Origin of the sequence: Paenibacillus sp. FSL R5-0490 (genome assembly GCF_001956215.1) — a bacterium.
Classification (GTDB): Bacteria; Bacillota; Bacilli; order Bacillales; family Cytobacillaceae; genus Cytobacillus.
In genome coordinates this window covers 314,876-334,771 of record NZ_MRTQ01000001.1, presented here as the reverse complement: position 1 = coordinate 334,771, position 19,896 = coordinate 314,876, and the positions used below count along the sequence as shown (strand labels likewise).

Annotated in this window: 21 protein-coding genes; 4 read left to right on the top strand and 17 right to left on the bottom strand. The window is 41.2% G+C overall.

All coding sequences use genetic code 11. The features are described 5' to 3' along the window. Positions 1-121 precede the first annotated feature (121 nt). Positions 122-1,408, top strand: a complete 1,287-nt coding sequence (locus BK139_RS01600) for a serine hydrolase domain-containing protein (RefSeq protein WP_076256234.1) — start codon at positions 122-124, stop codon at positions 1,406-1,408. 43 nt (positions 1,409-1,451) lie between these two features. Here BK139_RS01600 and BK139_RS01595 read toward each other — a convergent pair whose 3' ends face one another. The 14 genes from BK139_RS01595 to BK139_RS01525 form a co-directional block, all read right to left on the bottom strand. Continuing rightward, positions 1,452-2,126 (bottom strand): lysozyme family protein, encoded by a 675-nt coding sequence (locus tag BK139_RS01595; RefSeq protein ID WP_076256129.1) that lies wholly within the window; start codon positions 2,124-2,126, stop codon positions 1,452-1,454. A 155-nt stretch (positions 2,127-2,281) separates the two neighbouring features. Beyond that, complete coding sequence (locus BK139_RS01590) at positions 2,282-3,178, bottom strand: NAD(P)-dependent oxidoreductase (protein ID WP_076256126.1); 897 nt, start codon at positions 3,176-3,178, stop codon at positions 2,282-2,284. Then, complete coding sequence (locus BK139_RS01585) at positions 3,175-3,936, bottom strand: hydroxypyruvate isomerase family protein (RefSeq protein WP_076256124.1); 762 nt, start codon at positions 3,934-3,936, stop codon at positions 3,175-3,177. Before BK139_RS01585 ends, BK139_RS01590 begins: the two co-directional genes overlap by 4 nt. 132 nt (positions 3,937-4,068) lie before the next feature. Continuing rightward, positions 4,069-5,436 (bottom strand): vWA domain-containing protein, encoded by a 1,368-nt coding sequence (locus BK139_RS01580; RefSeq protein WP_076256122.1) that lies wholly within the window; start codon positions 5,434-5,436, stop codon positions 4,069-4,071. 117 nt (positions 5,437-5,553) lie between these two features. Further along, positions 5,554-6,027, bottom strand: a complete 474-nt coding sequence (locus BK139_RS01575) for a RidA family protein (protein ID WP_035330531.1) — start codon at positions 6,025-6,027, stop codon at positions 5,554-5,556. Between the two features lie 295 nt (positions 6,028-6,322). Then, complete coding sequence (locus tag BK139_RS01565; RefSeq protein WP_076256117.1) at positions 6,323-6,673, bottom strand: 2Fe-2S iron-sulfur cluster-binding protein; 351 nt, start codon at positions 6,671-6,673, stop codon at positions 6,323-6,325. Between the two features lie 95 nt (positions 6,674-6,768). Continuing rightward, positions 6,769-7,455: a GntR family transcriptional regulator gene (locus tag BK139_RS01560; RefSeq protein WP_076256116.1), complete on the bottom strand. Its 687-nt coding sequence runs from the start codon at positions 7,453-7,455 to the stop codon at positions 6,769-6,771. Positions 7,456-7,470: 15 nt separating this feature from the next. Then, positions 7,471-8,001, bottom strand: coding sequence for a chromate transporter (locus tag BK139_RS01555; protein ID WP_076256114.1), 531 nt, complete (start codon positions 7,999-8,001; stop codon positions 7,471-7,473). Continuing rightward, complete coding sequence (locus tag BK139_RS01550; protein ID WP_076256112.1) at positions 7,998-8,594, bottom strand: chromate transporter; 597 nt, start codon at positions 8,592-8,594, stop codon at positions 7,998-8,000. Before BK139_RS01550 ends, BK139_RS01555 begins: the two co-directional genes overlap by 4 nt. Positions 8,595-8,677: 83 nt before the next feature. Next, entirely contained in the window at positions 8,678-9,157 is a 480-nt protein-coding gene (locus tag BK139_RS01545) for a GlcG/HbpS family heme-binding protein (protein WP_076256109.1), read from the bottom strand. A gap of 19 nt (positions 9,158-9,176) precedes the next feature. Then, a complete protein-coding gene (locus BK139_RS01540) occupies positions 9,177-10,640 on the bottom strand; it encodes an aldehyde dehydrogenase family protein (RefSeq protein ID WP_076256107.1) in 1,464 nt (487 codons plus the stop codon). A 122-nt stretch (positions 10,641-10,762) separates the two neighbouring features. Then, positions 10,763-11,494, bottom strand: coding sequence for an iron-containing redox enzyme family protein (locus BK139_RS01535; RefSeq protein WP_076256104.1), 732 nt, complete (start codon positions 11,492-11,494; stop codon positions 10,763-10,765). Positions 11,495-11,716: 222 nt separating this feature from the next. Further along, complete coding sequence (locus BK139_RS01530) at positions 11,717-12,487, bottom strand: creatininase family protein (RefSeq protein ID WP_076256102.1); 771 nt, start codon at positions 12,485-12,487, stop codon at positions 11,717-11,719. Between the two features lie 62 nt (positions 12,488-12,549). Beyond that, complete coding sequence (locus BK139_RS01525) at positions 12,550-12,882, bottom strand: 2Fe-2S iron-sulfur cluster-binding protein (protein ID WP_076256099.1); 333 nt, start codon at positions 12,880-12,882, stop codon at positions 12,550-12,552. A 307-nt stretch (positions 12,883-13,189) separates the two neighbouring features. On the opposite strand from BK139_RS01525, the gene BK139_RS01520 reads away from it, so the two are divergent. Both BK139_RS01520 and BK139_RS01515 read left to right on the top strand, forming a co-directional pair. Continuing rightward, the gene (locus BK139_RS01520) at positions 13,190-13,525 is read left to right on the top strand and encodes a hypothetical protein (protein ID WP_076256097.1); all 336 of its coding nucleotides are present in this window, start codon (positions 13,190-13,192) and stop codon (positions 13,523-13,525) included. Positions 13,526-14,152: 627 nt separating this feature from the next. Further along, positions 14,153-15,535, top strand: coding sequence for a hypothetical protein (locus BK139_RS01515; protein ID WP_076256095.1), 1,383 nt, complete (start codon positions 14,153-14,155; stop codon positions 15,533-15,535). Between the two features lie 19 nt (positions 15,536-15,554). On the opposite strand, the gene BK139_RS01510 is transcribed toward BK139_RS01515, so the two are convergent. Next, a complete protein-coding gene (locus BK139_RS01510) occupies positions 15,555-16,235 on the bottom strand; it encodes an NAD(P)-binding domain-containing protein (protein ID WP_076256092.1) in 681 nt (226 codons plus the stop codon). Between the two features lie 90 nt (positions 16,236-16,325). Further along, positions 16,326-17,771: a hypothetical protein gene (locus BK139_RS01505; RefSeq protein WP_076256090.1), complete on the bottom strand. Its 1,446-nt coding sequence runs from the start codon at positions 17,769-17,771 to the stop codon at positions 16,326-16,328. Positions 17,772-18,304: 533 nt separating this feature from the next. Between BK139_RS01505 and nadX the strand changes: the two genes are divergently transcribed. Beyond that, on the top strand, positions 18,305-19,111 hold the full coding sequence (gene nadX / locus BK139_RS01500) for an aspartate dehydrogenase (protein ID WP_076256088.1): 807 nt from the start codon (positions 18,305-18,307) through the stop codon (positions 19,109-19,111). Positions 19,112-19,140: 29 nt separating this feature from the next. On the opposite strand, the gene BK139_RS01495 is transcribed toward nadX, so the two are convergent. Further along, the gene (locus tag BK139_RS01495; RefSeq protein WP_076256086.1) at positions 19,141-19,815 is read right to left on the bottom strand and encodes a GntR family transcriptional regulator; all 675 of its coding nucleotides are present in this window, start codon (positions 19,813-19,815) and stop codon (positions 19,141-19,143) included. Between the last annotated feature and the right edge of the window lie 81 nt (positions 19,816-19,896).

Here is a 19,896-nt window from a genome sequence, read left to right as displayed (position 1 = left end):
TGGTTTCACTTTTTATGTAAAAACTTATGAATCTATAATTTTCCAGGGAAGGAGAAAAATCAGACAACAGCCAATATATATGAAGAATGGTAATCAATTATACATAAAGGCGGAAGATTTTATGGACAAGAAACAGCAAATTAATGAGTATATGGACATTCTCGCCGAGGGCAATTATTTTAATGGATCGGTACTTGCCGCACATAAAGGAGAAGTCATTCTGAATAAAGGATATGGACTATCAAGCTATCAATATGCCATTGAAAACACGTCTGTTACCAGATTCAGGATTGGCTCTTTAACAAAGTCATTTACCGCCGCAGCTGTCCTTTTGCTTCACCAGCATGGGAGACTGAATCTTTCCGACAAGATTAATGCATATATTAACAATTTTCCTTCTGCAAACGGTGTGACCATCCACCATTTATTAAGCCATTCTTCAGGTGTGGCTGATTTCACTTTCTCTTCTGAATACTGGGAGAAATATATGCGTCTTCCTTCCAGCCTGAAACAATCCGTCAATTGGATTAAAAACAGGCCGCTGCAATTTAAGCCCGGTAAAGACATGCAATATAGTAATGCAGGCTATCTGCTCCTGACTGCTTTAATTGAAATCGTTTCAGGTGTACCCTATGAACAATTCCTCCTGGAGAATATTTTTAAACCACTTCAACTAAAAAATACAGGAATTGATAATGGCCGCAAGATTGTAAAGGACTTGGCCAGCGGTCATTCGGTCTGGGAAGAGGTAATTAACACAGAATTTGTCGATATGAGCATCCCGCAGGGAGCATATGGTATGTACAGCACAGCCGAGGATCTATACACGTGGACAGAAAGTTTGCGGAATGGCGTACTGCTAAACAAAAGCATGACCTCAAAAATGTTTACAGCCAGCTATGGGGGATATGGCTATGGCTGGTTTATTAGCGGCAATTCGGAGACAGCCAGACACTCTGGGGACATTAATGGCTTTACAAACGAACTGTTGATGAACTTTAAAGAGGATCTGACCATTATCGTGTTGAGTAATGTTAATATCACTCCAGCGGACAAAATATGTGAGGATATATCCAAAATCATATTAAATAAGGAAGTTCGCATACCCGAAAGGTTTGTACCTTCAATAACCTCTTTCCCTTGGGAAATTCTGATTGGCGAATACAAATCTAATGAACTATATTCTGAAGTCCATTGGGAAAAAAATAAATTGTTTGTGACTATGCCAAAGAAATATGGGGCACTATACAAATATGAATTAAAGCCTTTTAGCCTTGCAGATGACAAAGCTATTTTCAAATCAGAATTGGTGTACGAGGATTTTACGTTTGATTTGAAGGGTCACTGTCTCGAGTTTGTAGATGTATATGGAAAAACGCATATTCTAAAACAACAAACCGCACTGTAAGTGAAGTGCGGTTTGTTGTTTACCATAATTTTATTATGTTTTGTTACCAAACTGATTTAGATTCTCCGGTTTTTCCTGTGCTGCTTGCTGTGAGAACCTCAATGTTCTTTGTTACCTTCGTAGTATAGGAAAAATCACCATAACAGTATGGATAGCGGAAATTGTTCTTATCCCCTCCGCAATCATAAAGTTCCGGATTCTTTTCTGCCTGTTTCAGCGAGAATTGCTTTGCGATTTCTTCACTGTGTTTTCCGCCCTGTTCAGCGACAAAGTCAATATATCCGATTCCCATGTTATAAGCCTGGATAACGGCAGGGAAGTCTACATTTTTTTGATTGCCATAATTTAATGCTTTCTGAAAGTGTTTAACACCCTGCTTAATGCTCTGTTCCTGATCCTGGATGGAATTTGGGGGCAATCCTGCTGATTCAGAAGCCTGCATCGGGTCCCCGCCCTTCCCTTTGCTTTCCTGCTGCATGATTGCAGCCAGAACGAGCGTGTATTCTTCGAGATTGACCTCTTTCAATTCTTTTTCGAGTAAAGGCGTGTAATTCTGGACATCTTTAGATACCATATTTGGCAGAAAAGAAACTGCAGTTTCCTTTAAATTCAGCTGTTTGAATTGGTCAAATAAGACCAAACTCAAAACTATAAAAAATAACAGTAAGGCTATATTTGAACTGCGTCTTGTACGCTTTTTGCTTTTTTTGCGCTTCATTGCTGCTCTCCTGGTTTCTCTATTATTATTTCAGATTATTATTATAGCAGAAAATACTGATATTTTTAATAAAAAAACTCCTTACTTGAATTTGCCGGAAAATGACTGCCCTAAAGCTATTAAGAAAAAAAAAACGGACGCATTTCTGCACCCGCTCATTTATCTTTCTTCTTCACAACAGTGCCCGTCTCTTCCTCGAAAATCTTTATCACTGCTGACATATCCTGCTCGCTTAGTTCTTTCTCTGCTGCTGTTTGGAATGCTTTTTCGGCCATCTGCCCGGTAAATTGAGTAAGGCCGGCTTCCTGCAATAGCTTGTTTGCAAGCCGGACGTCTTTATGTACATACTTGACTGCCCCTCCTGGTGTGAAATGGCGGGGTAATACGTATTGTTCCATATGCCTGCGAAGGATCTTGCTGTCGCCATAGCTTGCTTTCAGGACTTTTAATAGCTGTTCAGATTCCAGTCCATATGCAGCTCCGGTTACCATTGCCTCCGAGGCAGCCAGCGAGTGGACAGCAACAAGATACTGATTAATCAGCTTGGCAATGCTGCCTGACCCCGAAGGTCCCATATATTCTATAGTTTCACCGAGCACATCAAGTACCGGCTTAACTTTCTGAAAGGCCTTTTCCTCCCCGCCAGCCATGATCGTTAAAGTGCCGCTTTCGGCCCCTTCAGGTCCGCCGCTGACAGGACAGTCAAGATAACTGATTTCGTTTGCACCTGCCATCCCATAGATATTTTTACTAGTATCAGCCCCTACAGAAGTAAAGTCAATGCATATCGTTCCGGGCTTGGCATTGTCAATGATTCCTTCTTTATTCATATAAACGGTCATAACATCCTGAGGCATCGAAAGACACGTGCATATAATTTCACATTGATTGGAAAGCTCACTTACTGTTTCTTCATAGATCGCTCCATTTTCAATGAGCGGCTGCACTTTTTGGAATGTCCGGTTATGTACTGCTACTTGAAAACCATGGCCTAATAGCCGCTGGGCCATTCTGGAGCCCATCACGCCTGTTCCAATAAACCCGATCTTCATGAGGTCACCTCTTTCACCCAAGCAAAGCTCTCAGCGCTTCTGCCTTGCGGATTATATTCAAGGCCAATACTGCCTTTATAGTGTTTCTGCAAATATAGGAGGATCTCTTTATAGTTCATTTCCCCCGTCCCCGGCTCATGTCTGCCCGGAGAGTCTGCAATCTGTACATGTGAAACCAGCTCAGCATATTTTTGAAAAAAAGAAAGAGCTTGGCCATGTATTCTTTCAATATGGTAAAAGTCGAATTGAAGCTTCACATTCGGCAAACCGACACTATTGATTATCTCTTCTGCCTGCTGGATATCTTTTAAGAAATAGCCAGGTATGTCGAATGGATTGATTGGTTCAATTAATAAGTTAATTCCGTGTTCAGACATAGCATTGCCCGCAAAATAGAGATTCTCAATTAAGACATGACGGTTATGATCCGGGTGTATTCCTGCCATGCAATGAATCTGTTTTACTCCAAGGCCTTTCGCATAACCAATCCCGATTTCAACTGATTTTCTGAATTCTTCTCTGCGATTGGGGTCTGCAGCAAGTCCCCTGTCCCCTTCTTCCCAATGACCGGGAGGCAGGTTTATTAAAACCATTGATAATTCATTGCGCTCAAGCTTATTTCTTATATCTTCTATTGTATAAGCATATGGAAATTGGCATTCTACTAGATCAAAACCAGCTTCGCGGGCTTTTTTGAAACGGTCTAAAAAAGGAACTTCTGTAAAAACGGTTGATAGATTAACAGAAAAATTGTTCATGATAGCCTCCTGGAAGAGAGTTGAAAGATTCTGTTATTCTTTAATTCGCTAAAAGTTAAGAAAATCCTTTTTTAGTCCTATGTACAGAAAAAGCCTGCTCCACAATACTTTTTGAGCAGACTCTTTATAAATTTACTTATTTACATTTTCTAAAAATCGATCTGTTATCTCATCCCAATTATCAAGGAACGAGTCGCGATTTAGGCTATCGAGCTCTAGGAATAAATCACGCGCTTCCTGATCCACTGTCAAAAAATAATCCCGGAAATGATCATCATATCTTAAGAAGACATCTGTATCAATTTTCTCTTGATCATTCAAATAATTTACCGCTGATTGGAGATTTTTATGTTCCCTGTTCATTTTTTCCTGCTCTGTCTTATGCCATTCGTTCAGCTGTGATTGAACAGTGTTAAACAGATTGTTAATGGCTGCATTGGCATCTTCATGCCATTCAGACCACACTTTAGCCATTTCAGCTGTCCTGTTAAATTCAGATTTTAGATCCTGCTGATTCTGAACGTTCACAAACTGGCCATTGGCGGCCTTTGCCATTTCCTTTAATTGACTAAGGCCATCATTGTCTACCTGGTAGCCAATGATATTGACAACGGGCTTGAGATTGGAGGCACCAAGGCTTTCCATTGCTTTAACTGGATCTCCACCGCATGTTTCAATCCCGTCGCTGACTAAATAGATTATGTTGGTATTCTTCTCTCCATCCTTATCCTTTAAATCCTTCATCACCTGCTCGACAGCTTTAGCCATAGGTGTCCAGCCTGCAGGCTTAAACTGATTTAATGAGCTTGTAAATGCAGAAGGTTCATAAGCTGAAAGCGGATAAACTTCTTCAACCTTTCTGCAGGACTTTTCTTTATCCTTTTCCTGACCTGTGCCCACATGTCCATAAACACTGAGAGAGACATTAGCTTTTTGCGGCAAACTCTCAACAAATTGCTGAATAGCCTCTTTGGCTAAATCCATTCTAGTCCGCCCGTTCTCGAGCGCACCCATGCTTCCGCTGGAATCCAGCAATATAGCCACATTGTAATTTTCCTTAACCTGCAGACCTTCCTCCCCGGCACTTGGATCAGCAAACTTCATTGCTTCCCATTGGTCAATTGGCACATGAGGCAAACTAAGATTTTCTTTAAACAGCGCAAATATTTCCTGTTCCATTGCCTCAATTTCTGCCTCTGAAGAATTCTTATTAATTTTAGGAAGCTCATTAAGCTTATTTTTTGCCTCTTCTGAAAACTCTTCTCCTGCAAATTCTCCAGTCATGTCATACTCAGCAGATTCTTTGAAAGACTTAGGAACAGAAGGAAAGTTTTTTACAGTTTTCTGTGAATCTTCTTCCACAGCACCTTCGACATTTTCAGCTGATTTCTTTTGATCAGACTCCATTTTATCGTCCTTATTCTCTTCAGCTGAACTGCACGCAGAAAGAAAAACTGCAGAAAGAATAATGATTACGATTAACAGTAATGCTCTTTTCATAGTACCCTCCTTCTTATCTTCAATATCCTCAATCATTTTACCATGACATGGAATCTATGAAATTAGTTTTTTAAAACATAAAAAACTGCTCTAAATTGAGCAGCCCTTATCTGGAATTTATTCTATTTCAACTATCATTTCAATTTCTACAGGAGCCCCGCCTGGCAGTGAAGCCAGACCCACTGCTTTACGTGCGTGTCCATTTTCCTTGCCGAAAATATCATGCAGCAGTTCTGATGCTGCATTTATGACGATTGGATGATATTTAAAGTCACTTGTTGAGGCAACATATCCATCCATTTTGATGATTCTTTTCACTTTATTTAAATCTCCAATTATTCCTTTAAGGGCTGCCAGCAAATTCAGCGTACAAATTCGTGCCGCATCCTTTGCTTCTTCGATCGAAATGCCTGCCCCGACAATTCCGGTATACTTTTGAAGACCATTGACTCTGGGTGTTTGCCCGGATAAATAGACAATCTTTCCTGATATAACGCCCGGTTCAAAAGGCATTCGGATATCAGTCAGAACAGGGAGCTGGATATTCAGCTCTTCCAGTCTTTCTTCAATTCCCTTTTTTACCCCTTCCATCGCTAAGCCTCCTGGGAAACACTTTGTTTTATTGAAGAATAAAGTTGTTTTGTGAATTTAAATGAGCGGTGAGTATAATAGACTTTAGCGAAAGCATGATTTTCACAGAGTGAGCATTTGATTTCGTATGGAGCTTTTCGAATATGAGGGGTTTTTAATATTTGCATGGCTTCTTTTAAATGAGTGCTGCAAACCCACATAATTTCACCTTCTTCTATATTATTGGAAATTTATTTTGCATTCTGTAACGGGCTGAAATAGAGTTCCTCCATTACAGAATGCAGTCTAGGGAATCTCATTTTCCTGTAGAAACGGCTTGCTTCAATTTATCCGGCTTTCTCTTTTTTACCTGATCTGTCACTTTATCATCCCAGGAAATGGTGACATCTCCGTTTGTTACAAAAGTCTGGCATCCTAAACGGTAGCCTTTTTCCAGCCACTCTTCTCCCAGCTTTCTTCTTTCCTGGATTTTCACGTTGTCCAGGTATTCGGACCCTTCTTCCGTTTTAAAAACACAAGTGCCGCAAATTCCCCCGCCGCAGCGATTTGGCAGATCACCGTCATAGCGGAGCGACATTCTTAATATATTAGAATCCTCAGGCACTTCCAGAGTTTTGTTGCTGTTGACAAAATGGATGTTTGGCATGAATGAATTCCTCCCTGTGATTTCGTTTCTTAGTTCTTGGTATACAATATACCACATTAACAATATTCAGACAATACTAAACTTTTAAATATTTATTAGTTTTTAACAGTCCCTCTCTTTTTAATTCGGTTCATATAGGACATGTATGCCTTTTTAGAATTCTCAATATGAATCCTCATCAGGTATTCCGCTATTTCAGCATCTTTATCGCGAAGTGCTTTCATGATATCGATATGTTCTTTTAATGAGTCCTTCCTTCTCCCGGGTGTTTCATATCCCATATTGGCAGCCATGTGAATGAAATCGATCAAGCCTGATAAAATTTCGTATAGCTTTGGGCTCTTGGATGCCTTATTAATCAGCCTGTTCATCTGAATATGTTCGGAATTGAAGTTTTCTTCATCCCTTTCACTTAGCTCTATTAGTTCCTTAATCTTGTGATCCAGTTCTTGTTGTGTACCTGTATCCATTCTTTGTGCTGCCAGTTTTACTGCCAGCACTTCCAGTGAAGAGAGAATCGTAAATACCTCCAATACTTCATCCTCTGAAATATTGGAGATAACCACCCCTTTTCTGGGAACTGTTTTCACAAAGCCCTGGGATTCCAGCCTGAACAATGCCTCTCGGATCGGTGTTCGGCTGATGTTAAGTTTGGCTGCAAGTTCTCTTTCTACCAGTCTGTCTCCTGCCTGGTATTCTCCTTCTAAAATAAGTTTTTTCAGATACAAATAAGCATGTTCGCGTATAGATATTAAGTTGGTTTCCTCCCATGTCCTTTCCATTGTTTCACCGCCTGTTTAAGATAAAAAGATCCCTCCATAAAATAAAGCTCCGAATATAACAAGAGAAGGATGAACCTTGAATTTGATTAAAGTTAAATAGCTGACAGCTGCAAGAAGCATAAGGTGAAGCATTCCGCTTTTTTCGAAGGCTGACATAAAGAACTGATAGGCCATGACAGCCAGAAGGACAGCAATGATCGGCTGTACGGATTTGGTCATTAATTTCACTTTAGGAGAATCTTTGAATAAATTCACAAACTTAAACAGCACAATCACTGCCAAAGCGGATGGCAGGATGGTTGCGGCTAAAGCTACCGCCGCACCCAATACTCCGCCTAGTTCATAACCGATAAATCCGGCCATTTTGGTAGCTATGGGACCCGGCAGCGCATTGGCTATGGCGAGAACATCCCCAAATTCAGAGAGTGTCATCCAGCCATTGTTATTGACTACTTCAATTTGTATGAGGGGAATTGTTGCTGGACCCCCTCCGTAACCCAATAAATTCGCTATGAAAAATGCCCAAAAGATTTCCCAATAGATCATGAACTTTTCTCCCTTACTGGCATGTACTCTTCAGCTGCCTTTTTATTCGCCTGTTCTTTCCGGTGGGCAATATAAAAAGCAGTACTTAAGACAATTGCAATTAAAATACCGGGATGCCATTCTAAAAATTGCACAAAAATTAATGACACTGCGGCCAATATAAGGTTTTTTGGCAATCCTAACCCCTGGCTGCCTTTCTGGTAAAAACGATAGGCCATCTCTGCCAGCATAAAACCGATGACTGGTGTCACTCCCTGCACCATTCCACTGACAATTGGGGACTGGCGGAAAGAGTATAAAACGCCAAGCAAGGCTAGCATGGCAATAATGGAAGGAAGTATATGCGTAAGGATGGCTATAGTGGCACCCATGCTGCCTTTGACTTTATAGCCGATATAGGCAGCCATCTTCGTCGCAATCGGTCCGGGCAATGTATTGGCCAGCGCCAGAGTCTCTCCGAATTCCTCCTCCGTCATCCACTTATATTTCTTGACTGCTTCAAATTCGATCAGTGGTATTGTCGAAGGACCTCCCCCATAGCCTGTCACACCGGTACGTGCAAATCCAACCGCCAATTCAAGATAAGGCTTCATGCGATCCTCCCCTTTTTTAGGTGCTTTTGACTGAAGAAGGACCTCATTCCGCTACTATTTATAACGAATGAGGTCCCTTTCTATTATTTTTTAATATCTGCATCGGTTACGACTTCATAGCCGTCTTTTTCCAGATAAGTTTGAAGGGCTTTTAGTGCAGCAGTACCTACAGCTGTATCCTGCTCGCCGTTTCCTCCGCTGATGCCGATTCCGCCAACAACTTCACCATTTACCACAATTGGGAACCCTCCGACAAACACAGCAAATTTGCCATCAAGCATATGCTGAATGCCGAATGCTTCATTGCCTGGCAAGGCAGGACCGTTCGGTTCTTTATTGAATAGGTGGGTGGAGCGTTTGTGGCCGGCAGCAGTGTATGCCTTAGCGATCGCAATTTCAGGGCCGGTGATTCTTGCTCCATTCATGCGCTCAAGGGCAATTACACTTCCGCCGTCATCGACAATCGCAATCGTTTCGAACACGTTTATTTCAGCAGATTTTTCCTTTGCTGCTTCAATCATCAATTTTGCTTCTTCCAGTTCAAGCTTTAAAGCTGTTTTCATTTTTCATTCTCCTTTAGTTTTAATAGCCGATATAAACGGTCTTTACTTGAGTGAAAAATTCCAGGCCAACCCTTCCCGACTCCCGGAACGTAGCTGTGCTTGATTGCTTTAATCCGCCAAACGGCGCATTGATTAAGTTGCCTGTTGTAGTCCGGTTCACTTTTACCGTGCCTGCCTGAATGTCTTTAGTAAACTGGCTGGCTATTTTTAAGTTATTTGTCACGATGGAAGCAGATAATCCGTAGTCAACGTCATTCGCAACCGCAATGGCTTCTTCATATGTATCTGCCTCGATCACGGCAATAACCGGTCCGAAAATCTCTTCCTTGGCAATACGGTGATTCGGTTTAACATTCGTAAAAATGGCCGGCTGAACAAAATATCCTTTTTCATATTGGCCTTCAGTCAGCTGTTCACCGCCATATACAAGGTCTGCACCGTCTTCTTTTCCAAACTCAATATACTTCAGAACATTGTTCAGCTGCTTTTCATTTGCCAGCGGACCAATTTTAACTCCTTCTTCAAAACCGTTTCCTATTTTAAGGGCGCTCGTTTTTTCAATCAATTTGTTCACAAATGCTTCCTTAACTTCCTTCATCACAATTACTCTGCTTGTTCCAGTGCAGGCTTGCCCTGTTAAAGAAAACCCGCCATTTACTGTTAATGTAGCCGCCAGTTCAAGGTCAGCATCTTCCATAACTAAAAGCGGGTTTTTGCCGCCAAGCTCCATTTGAGTACGGGTGGTGAAAGAGCTCTTGCCGTGGATGTCCTCACCTGCAGCTGTCGAACCAGTGAATGTAACAGCTTTGACGGCAGGATGGGTGACTAATAAATCACCTACATCAGAAGCCTTCCCTGTAACAAAGTTTAAGACCCCTTTTGGTATACCTGCCTCTTGCAGTGCTTCTACAAGCCGGACAGCAATCAGAGGGGTATCTGATGAAGGTTTGAACACAACTGTGTTTCCTGTAATTAAGGCTGGAGCAATTTTCCTCGCCGCAATGGATATCGGGAAGTTCCATGGCGTAATGACACTTACAACGCCGAGCGGTTCTCTCTCCGTTGAAACTCTCATATTGGGATCATCATTAGGAAAGGTTTCACCTGTGAAGCTTTGTCCCTCGACCGCATAATAACGAAGCGTCTGTGCGGAACGGAGCACTTCATTTTTTGCATCACTGACATTCTTCCCTTCTTCTCTTGTCAGTTCTTCTGCAAATTGGGCGGCATTTTCTTCAAGATATGCAGCAGCTTTGTTTAAAATGGCTGCACGCTTGGATGGAGCTGTCTTAGCCCAGCCAGGGAATGCTTCTCGGGCAGCTTCAATCGCCAGCTTGACATCTGCTTCATTGGATGCCTGAAAAACGCCGACGACATCTTCGGTGTTTGCCGGGTTAACACTATAAAACTTCTTCTGGCTCCCGGATTCCTGCCATTCACCATTAATATAGTTTTGAAAGGTTTCTACTTTTGTTGTAATCAAATCAAATCACCTTACTCTCTGTTTATTTCTCCCTTTACTGCGCCAAATTCTCTAATTATAGAAAGAGCCGCCACATAGACCTCGAATGACAAGATTTAGTGTGACGGCCTGGTTAATAAATATTATTTTGCTTCTACTAAAGAGCCCAGATCCTGTTCAAGGTATTCTCTCCATAGGCCATCCATGTACATCCGGCGCATTTTCGCACCTGTGCGAACTACTTCCAGGCATCGCTGCTGCAGTTCTGGAGTGTCAGCATGATCTAAAACAATTTTATAGCCGCGTTCTCCATGGATTTCATCGGATACGATATGAAGATCGAAGAATTCGATTTCTTCATCAGTGAATCCGTATTGGGCACGAAGAGCAGGAGTCTGCTTTCTATAAATGTCCGGTACCTGTGACTCTAACCCGACAACAAGAGCGGCAGTAGCCACAACGAAGTTTTCACGGGCTGCAACTGCATAGCACCAGCTTTGCAGGCCTAATGTTGTAGCTGCCATGTTTTCTGGATTGATCACGCGTTCGCGAGACGTTCCACATGCTTCAGCAAAGCGAATCAGCAGGTCTGTATGGCGGTCAGCCGCAATTTCTTCTTCATACATATTTTGAAGTGTGAAATCTTTTGCTGCTTCAAACTTCGGATCAGTTGGAGTGTTGTGGTAGATATACGCTAAGTAGTCTGCAAAAGGCCCTACATAGTGGTAATGGTTTTCAGCCCATCTGGCAAAATGCTTTCTTTCCAGTTTTCCTTCAGCCCAAGCTACAGTGAATGGAGCTTTCTGACTGTGGTTTCCTTTAATGGCTTCCTCTAGTTCTTTGCGAAATTCATCTTTAGATAATAATTCTGGCATGTGTAAACTCCTCCTCGAAATGTATGTAGCCTATCGGCATTTGATATTTTGTATACCAAAACTACTTTAAAAAATAATAGTCTGCTAATATATGGCCTATTTAATCATGTTTTTTGGTCTTTGGTATACCTTAATGAAATCATAACCTATTCTTTTTCAAATGTAAACACAATTTTTAGAATTTTTTAAAGATTATTTTTTCTCACTGCTAGATTGTAAGAATTAATAAAGAAGTTCTTCTTTCAAATCAAGCAGTTCAGAAAGCTCCTCAGTAAGATGATCCAGGGCTTCCTCTACTATTTGTTCTCCTATTTCCCTGCTCCCTTGCCGGGCATCGCCTATACAGCCGTTTCCAGTCATTTCTTCGTAAAAATAAAATCCCTGGACAGCCTTCCCCGGACGGAGCTTTTCCCATCTGCCGCCTTGCTTGATTTCTCCTTTTTCCAAAAGGTCCTTTCTTACCAGTTCCGGTGCCAGATACAGAGCTTCAGACACTTCCCTTTCGCAGCTGTGGCCAAACAGAGGGGATTTAACAAATTTTCCGATAGATTCCCTGGCAGAGGCAGTGGTCTTTGCATAGTAGACTTCAACTTCTAATTCCTTTGTGATAGTCATTGCTGCGAGATTCAGTGCAGATTGGTTTCCTCCATGGGAATTCAAAAACAGAAACTTCTTGATGCCATGCTGTTTCAGTGAAGAGACCATATCTTTCAGAACAGCAATCAAAGTAGATGGCTGCAGGGTGATGGTTCCAGGAAAATGAATGTGATGCTCGGAAACACCCATATTCACTGTTGGTGTCACAATAGCATAAGGAAACATTCTTTGCCCCAGTTTAATTGCCATTCTTTCCGCGAGCACTGCATCACAGCTTTCCGCCATATGAGGCCCATGCTGCTCATGTGCTCCGACAGGAATTATAGCAAACTTTGCATTTTCTAAGGATTTCTCGACTTCCTTCCACGTCATCTTGGTAAGCTCATAACAATTCATTATCTTATTACCCCGCTTATTTTTAGGTATTTTGTATACCACTAAATAATAAAAATAAAAAACTATTTTGTATTAACTGCAGTTGTTTTCTTGGGAGGTTTTACAGAGATATTTTCCTGGGATATTTCAATATCATTTTGGATGGTCATCTGACAAGTTAACCGGTATCCTTCTTTCACTTTATCGCCAAGCATTTTTTCTTCCTTCCAATTTGGCGGAGCGAGATCATCTCCCCCGTTTAATACGACACACGTACATTTTGTACACCTTCCCATGCCACAACCATACTTTAATTCCGGAAATTGGCGGATCCCTGCCAGAACAACCAAATTGGCATTATCTTTTACCTGCTTCTCCACAATCTCTCCATCCACATGCAGTGTAACCTTCGGCATATCAATACCCCTTTCAGTTTATTCTAAAAATTTAGATACTTTTTCAAAGTATACAACCTTTCTTGAAGATTAGCAAACTTGTTTTTTAATTTATAGTTGGAAGATATCCAATGTAACCTAATCAAATTAATCATTTTTAACCGAATAATTAAAAAATTTAGAATATAATATTGAATCTTTTGAATCTTTAGTATAAAATACATTTAAAGTACATGGTATACAATATTCCAACAAAAAGGAGGTATGCTGCCTAATTACATATTAATTAATTCTTCTACAATATCTAATAATAAAAGGAGTGTTTTAATTGGGTAAATATATTGTATTAACGAATAAAGATACTTTCCAGACCATTCTTGAAAACGAGGGCTTAAAGCCGGTTGAGACGTATCATTTCTATTTTTTCGATAAACTGAAGGCAAAGTACACAATTGCAGAAGTTTTGGATGAGAAAATGAAAATCCAATTGTTTGAAGAATATGAAGGAAAAGAGTATGTAAATCATATCGGTGTTAAATTTTTTGAACGTTTTGAAACGCTGGAAGCTGCCAGAGAAGAATTGGATGAGATTGTAAAGGCATCCGGCAATAGTGAAGACTCCATTCATTCGAAGCTGGTTAAATCTGATGAAGTAGCAGTATAAAGTGAAACTTCAATCAGTGGGGAGTGCTTTTCTCCCTCCTGATTGTTAGTTGAGGCCCACAGGACAAGGAAGGCTTCGTCAGCATGAGCATCGCACGACCAAATGCGACAGCTTTTGGAAGGATGTGGCGTTTTTAGTCTTTGTTCTTCTTTTCGGGCCTTTACGGGCAGTTTGACCCCCACTTATCCTCCCTTGATTCATCTAAAGTCTTGATGTGGGGGTCTTACTGCCCCGTTAGACTGCGATAAAAACTTCTTAAAACCCGGGGGAAGCCGCTCTTCTTCCGGGTTTGCTGTTCACAAATAATAATTTTTATAAAAGAAAAAACCGCCAAAGCATGGCGGCAAAATTAGAATTTTAATGTTCTCCTTAAACGGGCTAATTTTCTTTCAGTTTTCTCAATTGCATATTTGGATCCAAATAGAAAATGGAACATCGGGTCAGCCTCCTTTTTTTCTCTTACCTGTTATCATTATTATATGATGAATTTTTTAGATTTACAATATAATTGTATACCAAATACCAAAAATATATGGATACTTGTGACTGATTTTTGAACAAATAGATAAAAAATGAGAATTTGGTATACAATTTCAGTTGAAATTCAATTAAATGAGGGTGTCTAATATGCTAAGAGTTTTATTTTTGACAGTGATTGCTTTATATTTGCTGTCCACCTTGCTTCCGCAGTGGAATATTGATTCCCTCCTTTCTATCTTGTGTTTTATCATCGTCGTTTTGACATTCCGGCTGACGAAGAAATTTGTTCAGATTCTCGGGGGAGTTTTCCTGACTTTTGGTGCAGTCCTGCTCTGGACAAGCAGCTCAGAGTGGCAGCAGTATATTTTTGCTTTTGGACCAATGCTTGATTTGCTTACCATGTTTACTTTAATACCCATTTTGGGGATTCCTGTTAAACTGGGACGTTACGGGGAAGGCATCCAGGCGATCATTCAAAAACGTGTAAAAACATCTGGTCATTTGTATATGATGACTTCTGGAATCTCTTACTTCTTCAGCATTTTCATGAATCTTGCCACCCTGCCCATGACTTATTATTCTATCAGGCCGGCACTGGGGAGCTTTCCGGTAAGGAATAAAGAGCGGTTCATGAGCAGGGCTATTTCCAGAGGGTTTGCGATGCCATTAATTTGGGCGCCTGTAACTCCTATTGTGGGGATCGTGATAACGATGACGGGGGTAAGCTGGGGATCCATCCTTCCTTATGTCATTCCATTGAGCATATTAGGATTAGGAATGGATTGGTTTATTGGATCCCGTCAGTCCCAGCCAATGAAACTCCCGCACTCTGCAGAAGAATCTGTGCATGAAACAGCTGCAGCCCTGGAAGTGACTAATGACGGCCGCCCGGGCAGAGTTTTTCAGATCCTGGCGGCAATCGCAATATTTAATGTCCTCGTATCCTTTGCAGAGACACAAGTTTCGTTGCCATTCTTAATTCTTGTTTCACTGATCGTCATTCCATTTGCTTTCAGCTGGTCCCTTTTATTACGTAAAGGAAAACAATTTGGCCATCAGCTGTCTGACCATTTCAATTCCTTCGCGATGAGCATGAAGGATCAATTTTTTATCTTTTTATCAACAGGCTTTTTTATATCAGCGATTAATATTTCGAAGGCAAATGAAATCCTTTTTGACTGGATTGCAGCTTTTATTAGTGTGGCAGGAGTCGAGATTTTCCTGATCATACTGCCTTTGATTCCTTTAGGGCTGGCCTTTCTGGGCCTCCATCCAGCCGTTTCCCTGGCATTGATGATTGAAGGAGTAAACCCGGAAGCCATCGGTATATCTCCTCATATCCTGACAGTCGCAATGCTGTCCGGCGCGGTTTCCGCCTTCTTAGTAGGCCCATATAATGCCACTCTTGGTCTCATGTCTAACATTATCAAAGTCGATTCCTATAAAGTCTCGAGCTGGAATCTCCCTTTTGCGGCAGTGTATGTTGCCTGCGTAATGTTCTATTTGTTTTTGCTGGAAAGAATGCTCTAATAGGAAAAGCTGCTGAAAATTAATCAGCAGCTTTTTTATTATACTCCTGTATTTCCTTCACAATTTCTTTTGCAAAATGCCCCAAAGTGCCTTGGCTGTAAGACCGTATGACTTCCGGTGCAAGGGAAGTAAGTCCTCTTTTAATATAAGCTGGGTCATACCCTTTGCCTGTCAATTCATTCTCAATTTCAACAGCCGTTTTTACAGCATAATAGGTTGCCAGTTTATTTACTGCTGCTACTCTCTCTTCACTGTCTATTATGATATCCCCCACTGGTCTGAATAGGTCCTGTACCGGAGCAGGGAGATGGTCCTCAGTAATAAATAATCCCTTTCCATTCTCCATTAAGTCTCTCGAATGCCCCATGTATTTCAATCCAAACACCTTACAGGAAGGGAACCTTTCTTTTATTTCTTTCGTTGGAAGCGCGGTCGCCATATTAATGAAGGCAATAGAAGAATTTTCCGGAATTATCCTATCCATAAAAGAAATCACCTTTCCAGCCGGCAAAGCAAGCAGAAGGATATCCATTTGTCTCATCTCATTATCAGTTAAAGGATGTGCGTTAGGGAACTTTTCAGCAAATTGTTCTGCTTTGGACATATCGGGATGAAAAATGCCTATTGAAAGGTTTGATTTATGCCAGTGTGTCATCATCGCTGCACCTAATTTTCCTATACCTGCTAAGCCAATTTTCAAATCCTCACTCCTCTCTTTATAAAAAAGCTATCCCCTTAGTTAGTATATTCTAACCTTGCAGGATAGCCTTGTTTTTTGGAGCTTTCTGTTTTACCAGATTAATATGGCAATTAATGTTGCGATAAATAAACTGGAAATAACCGGAATAAAGTTTTTCCTGGCCAGCTCCAGCGGTGAAATCTGCAGGAATCCTGCTACTGCGACAAGTGAAGACCAGGCAACAATCGTGCCTCCACCCCAGATGGCACCCATTTGTCCGATGGCAGCTAATGTGGAAGGATCAATATGGCTTCCACTTGCTAATGCACCCGATAAGGCACCCGTTAACGGCAGCCCGGAAAAACCTGACCCATCGAGGCCAGTGATCAGACCGACAATCAACAAGCCAAATCCTGCAATAAAGGCATTCTCAGGAATATAAGCCTGGCCTGCCTGTATCATATCAAATAAAAAAGCAGGTTTGGCAGCGCTTTCATCCAATGATAAAATGGTGCCGGTAAAGTCTGAGCTTCCCATAAAGAAGAATCCTGCTATTGGAATTACCGGAGCCATCGCCCTGAAGGCAAACACGAAGCCTTCCGTTAAATGCTCGCTTATCTTATCTAAAGCATGGATGCGATTAAATGCCACAGTGGCAAGCACCAATAAAAGAGTCGCAACACCGCCAATAAAAGCAGCTCCATCTGTTCCTTCAAACCCTGACCCGCCTGTTAATTTGGTTGAGAACATATAAATCATAACACCCAGCATCGATAAAGGCACTAATACAGCAAAAACCTTGCCCCATGTATTTTTTCTCTGAATGATTTCAGCACTTTCTTCAGCCGTAGCAGCAAGTTCATTCGCTACACCAAAAAAAGCAGCATCATCAGGGTTTAGAGAAGAGTCATGGTTCCCATTTTTCACGATTGATTTTCTATGCGCCACATAAACATAGGTCAATGCAAGTACACCTGTAATGACAGAAAGAACCAGTGTCTTATCCGCAACCATGGCCTTATCAATTCCAGCTGCTTTGGCACTGAGCATCGGTGCTACCTGCATGATATAGTCAGAGGAAAGCGCCATACCCTGACCAGCAATGACAATAACCATGGCAGCCGTCATTACAGGCAGCCCAGCCCTGACTGCTGCGGGTACAAGCAGAGCACAGATAAGCGGGACAGCAGGGGTTGGCCAGAAAAAGAGTGAAATTACATAGGTTGTAACCATTAATACTAAATAGGAAATATGCCCATTCACCATAACCTTCTCAATCGGACCAATAAGCCTCTTGTCCGCTCCCAAATCCTTCAATGAATTGAGAAGTGCGATCATGAGAGAAATGATTAAGAATATACTGAATAACTCTTTTGCTGCGAGGAGATTAGCGTTAAATACAGCCTGAAAGCCAGCGATCAGGCTGCCTTTATAAATGACTGCCACAAAGAAAGTTCCGATGATAACCGGCAGGACAACGCCTCTTCTAAAAAGCATCGTGGCGATGACAGACACAGTAACAATTGCATAGACCCAATGAGCAAATGTTAACTCCATATATTCCCCTCCGTTTTTCGTTATAAATAAATAACCCCTATAAAATATTGCAAAAGACAGATTGCAAGGCTTCTGTTTTTCTATGGCTGACTATGTAATACCCCGGCATTTTGCTTCACGAGAAGGACTTGTAACTTTTTCCAAAAAGAATACAGCATTTGGTAGATTGTATACCAAATTGACCAAAAAACAAAAAAGCGCTATTCATGGATGACTTGGTTATCTGCTGGTGCACCGCTCTTTTCATGCTATATCAATCAATCTCTTATGCTCTTTAGATGTGCAGACATCGTCAAGAACCTGAGACCACTACCACCTCCCCTTTTCACTATTTTAAACTTGTATACTATAATAACACTAAAAATAGCTATTGTGCAAATAATTTTGAAAATTTAGATGTTTTAATATTTTCTATAAAATCTATTGCTCTCTGAATGGTTTTAAGTTAAAATCTAGAATAAAATTGCACAAAGTATATCGTATACCAGATTTATACGGTTTTTTTAGGGGGATCCCGAGAAGGAGTGATAAATATGCTTAAAGCTGGAATTATCGGTTATGGAACGCTGGGGAAGACCATAGCGGAATTAATAGAAGCCGGCCATGCTGGCAACGTAGAATTAAAGTCTGTGCTGGTTAGAAGCCATAAAGTTGCAGAGCATGCTGATAAACAAGCATTTACCCTTACATCAGATGAAGGCGATTTTTTTAATGGAGATTTAGATATTATCATAGAGTCAGCGGGCCATCAAGCCTTGCATATGTACGGGGAGAAAGTGCTGGCAAATGGATGCCATCTTGTGGTGCTTTCTGTGGGAGCATTAGGAGACACCGGTTTTTATGAAAAACTCAAAGCTGTGGCCAAACAGCATAACCGGCAGATCTTTGTTCCTTCTGCAGCTATAGCCGGCCTGGACCGGATTGCAGCGGGAGCATTGGGTGAGATTGAAGAAATCACCTTAATTACAAGAAAGCATCCACGCAGCTGGAAAGGCACGATTGCGGAAGAAAAAGTGGATCTGAATATGCTGACTGAACCATTCTGTATTTATGAAGGGAATGCACGGGAGTCATCCAGGCTGTTTCCGCAGAGCGTGAATGTTTCAGCAGCCCTTAGCCTAGCAGGAGTTGGCTTTGAAAATACTAAGGTGAAGGTGTATGCTGATCCGACTATCCAATCAAACACACATACCATCAAGGCTAAAGGTTATTTCGGTGAAGTGGAGATATCCGTTTCGAATGTTCCTTATGAGGAAAATCCAAAATCCAGTCCCATTGTCGCTATGAGTGTGGCTAAGGTTTTAAAAAATTTAACTTCATCATTTGTGATTGGAGTCTAATAAAAATAAGAAAGGGCTTCTGCTCTTTCTTATTTTTTATCTTCACTCTGCTGAACAGCTTCAATGTATGCTTTTTTTGAATTTTCAATATGTATTTTGGTCAAGTATTCGGCCATTTCCATTTCTTTATTGACAATGGCTTCCATGATTTTTAAATGCTCCTCCATAGACTGCTTTGCCCTGCCGGGATTTTTATGCCCGATTTTGGCAAACGCGCGAATGTAATCGGATAATCCGCTGAGCATCTCGTAAAGCTTAACATTTTTTGCGGAGCTATATAGGAGATGATTAAGCTCCCTATGTAATTCAGCAGCATCCTCTTCAGGATTGTTCAGAAATTCCTTTACCTTATTTATGCTGCCTTTGAACTTGCTTTCCATTTCATCATCCAGCTTTTGGACGGCCAATTTTGCTGCCAGTACTTCAAGTGATGATAAAATAGTAAACACTTCGATAATTTCCTTTTCGGATATATCGGCAACGATAACGCCTTTTCTTGGGACTGTCTTTACAAACCCTTGTGATTCCAGGCGGAACAGCGCTTCGCGAATAGGTGTCCTGCTGATATTTAACCGCTCAGCGAGTTCCCGTTCAACCAGCCGGTCTCCCGCTTTAAATTCCCCGTCCAAAATAAGATCCTTAATATGCAGATAAACCCTCTCACGTATCGAGATCAGATTATCTTCCGTCCAGTTATTAACCATTCCTTTCCCTCTTTCTCTCTTTAGTATCCTTACTGCCCATTATAACTTACCTGTCAGAGTAACAGCAATTTTTTGGCTGAT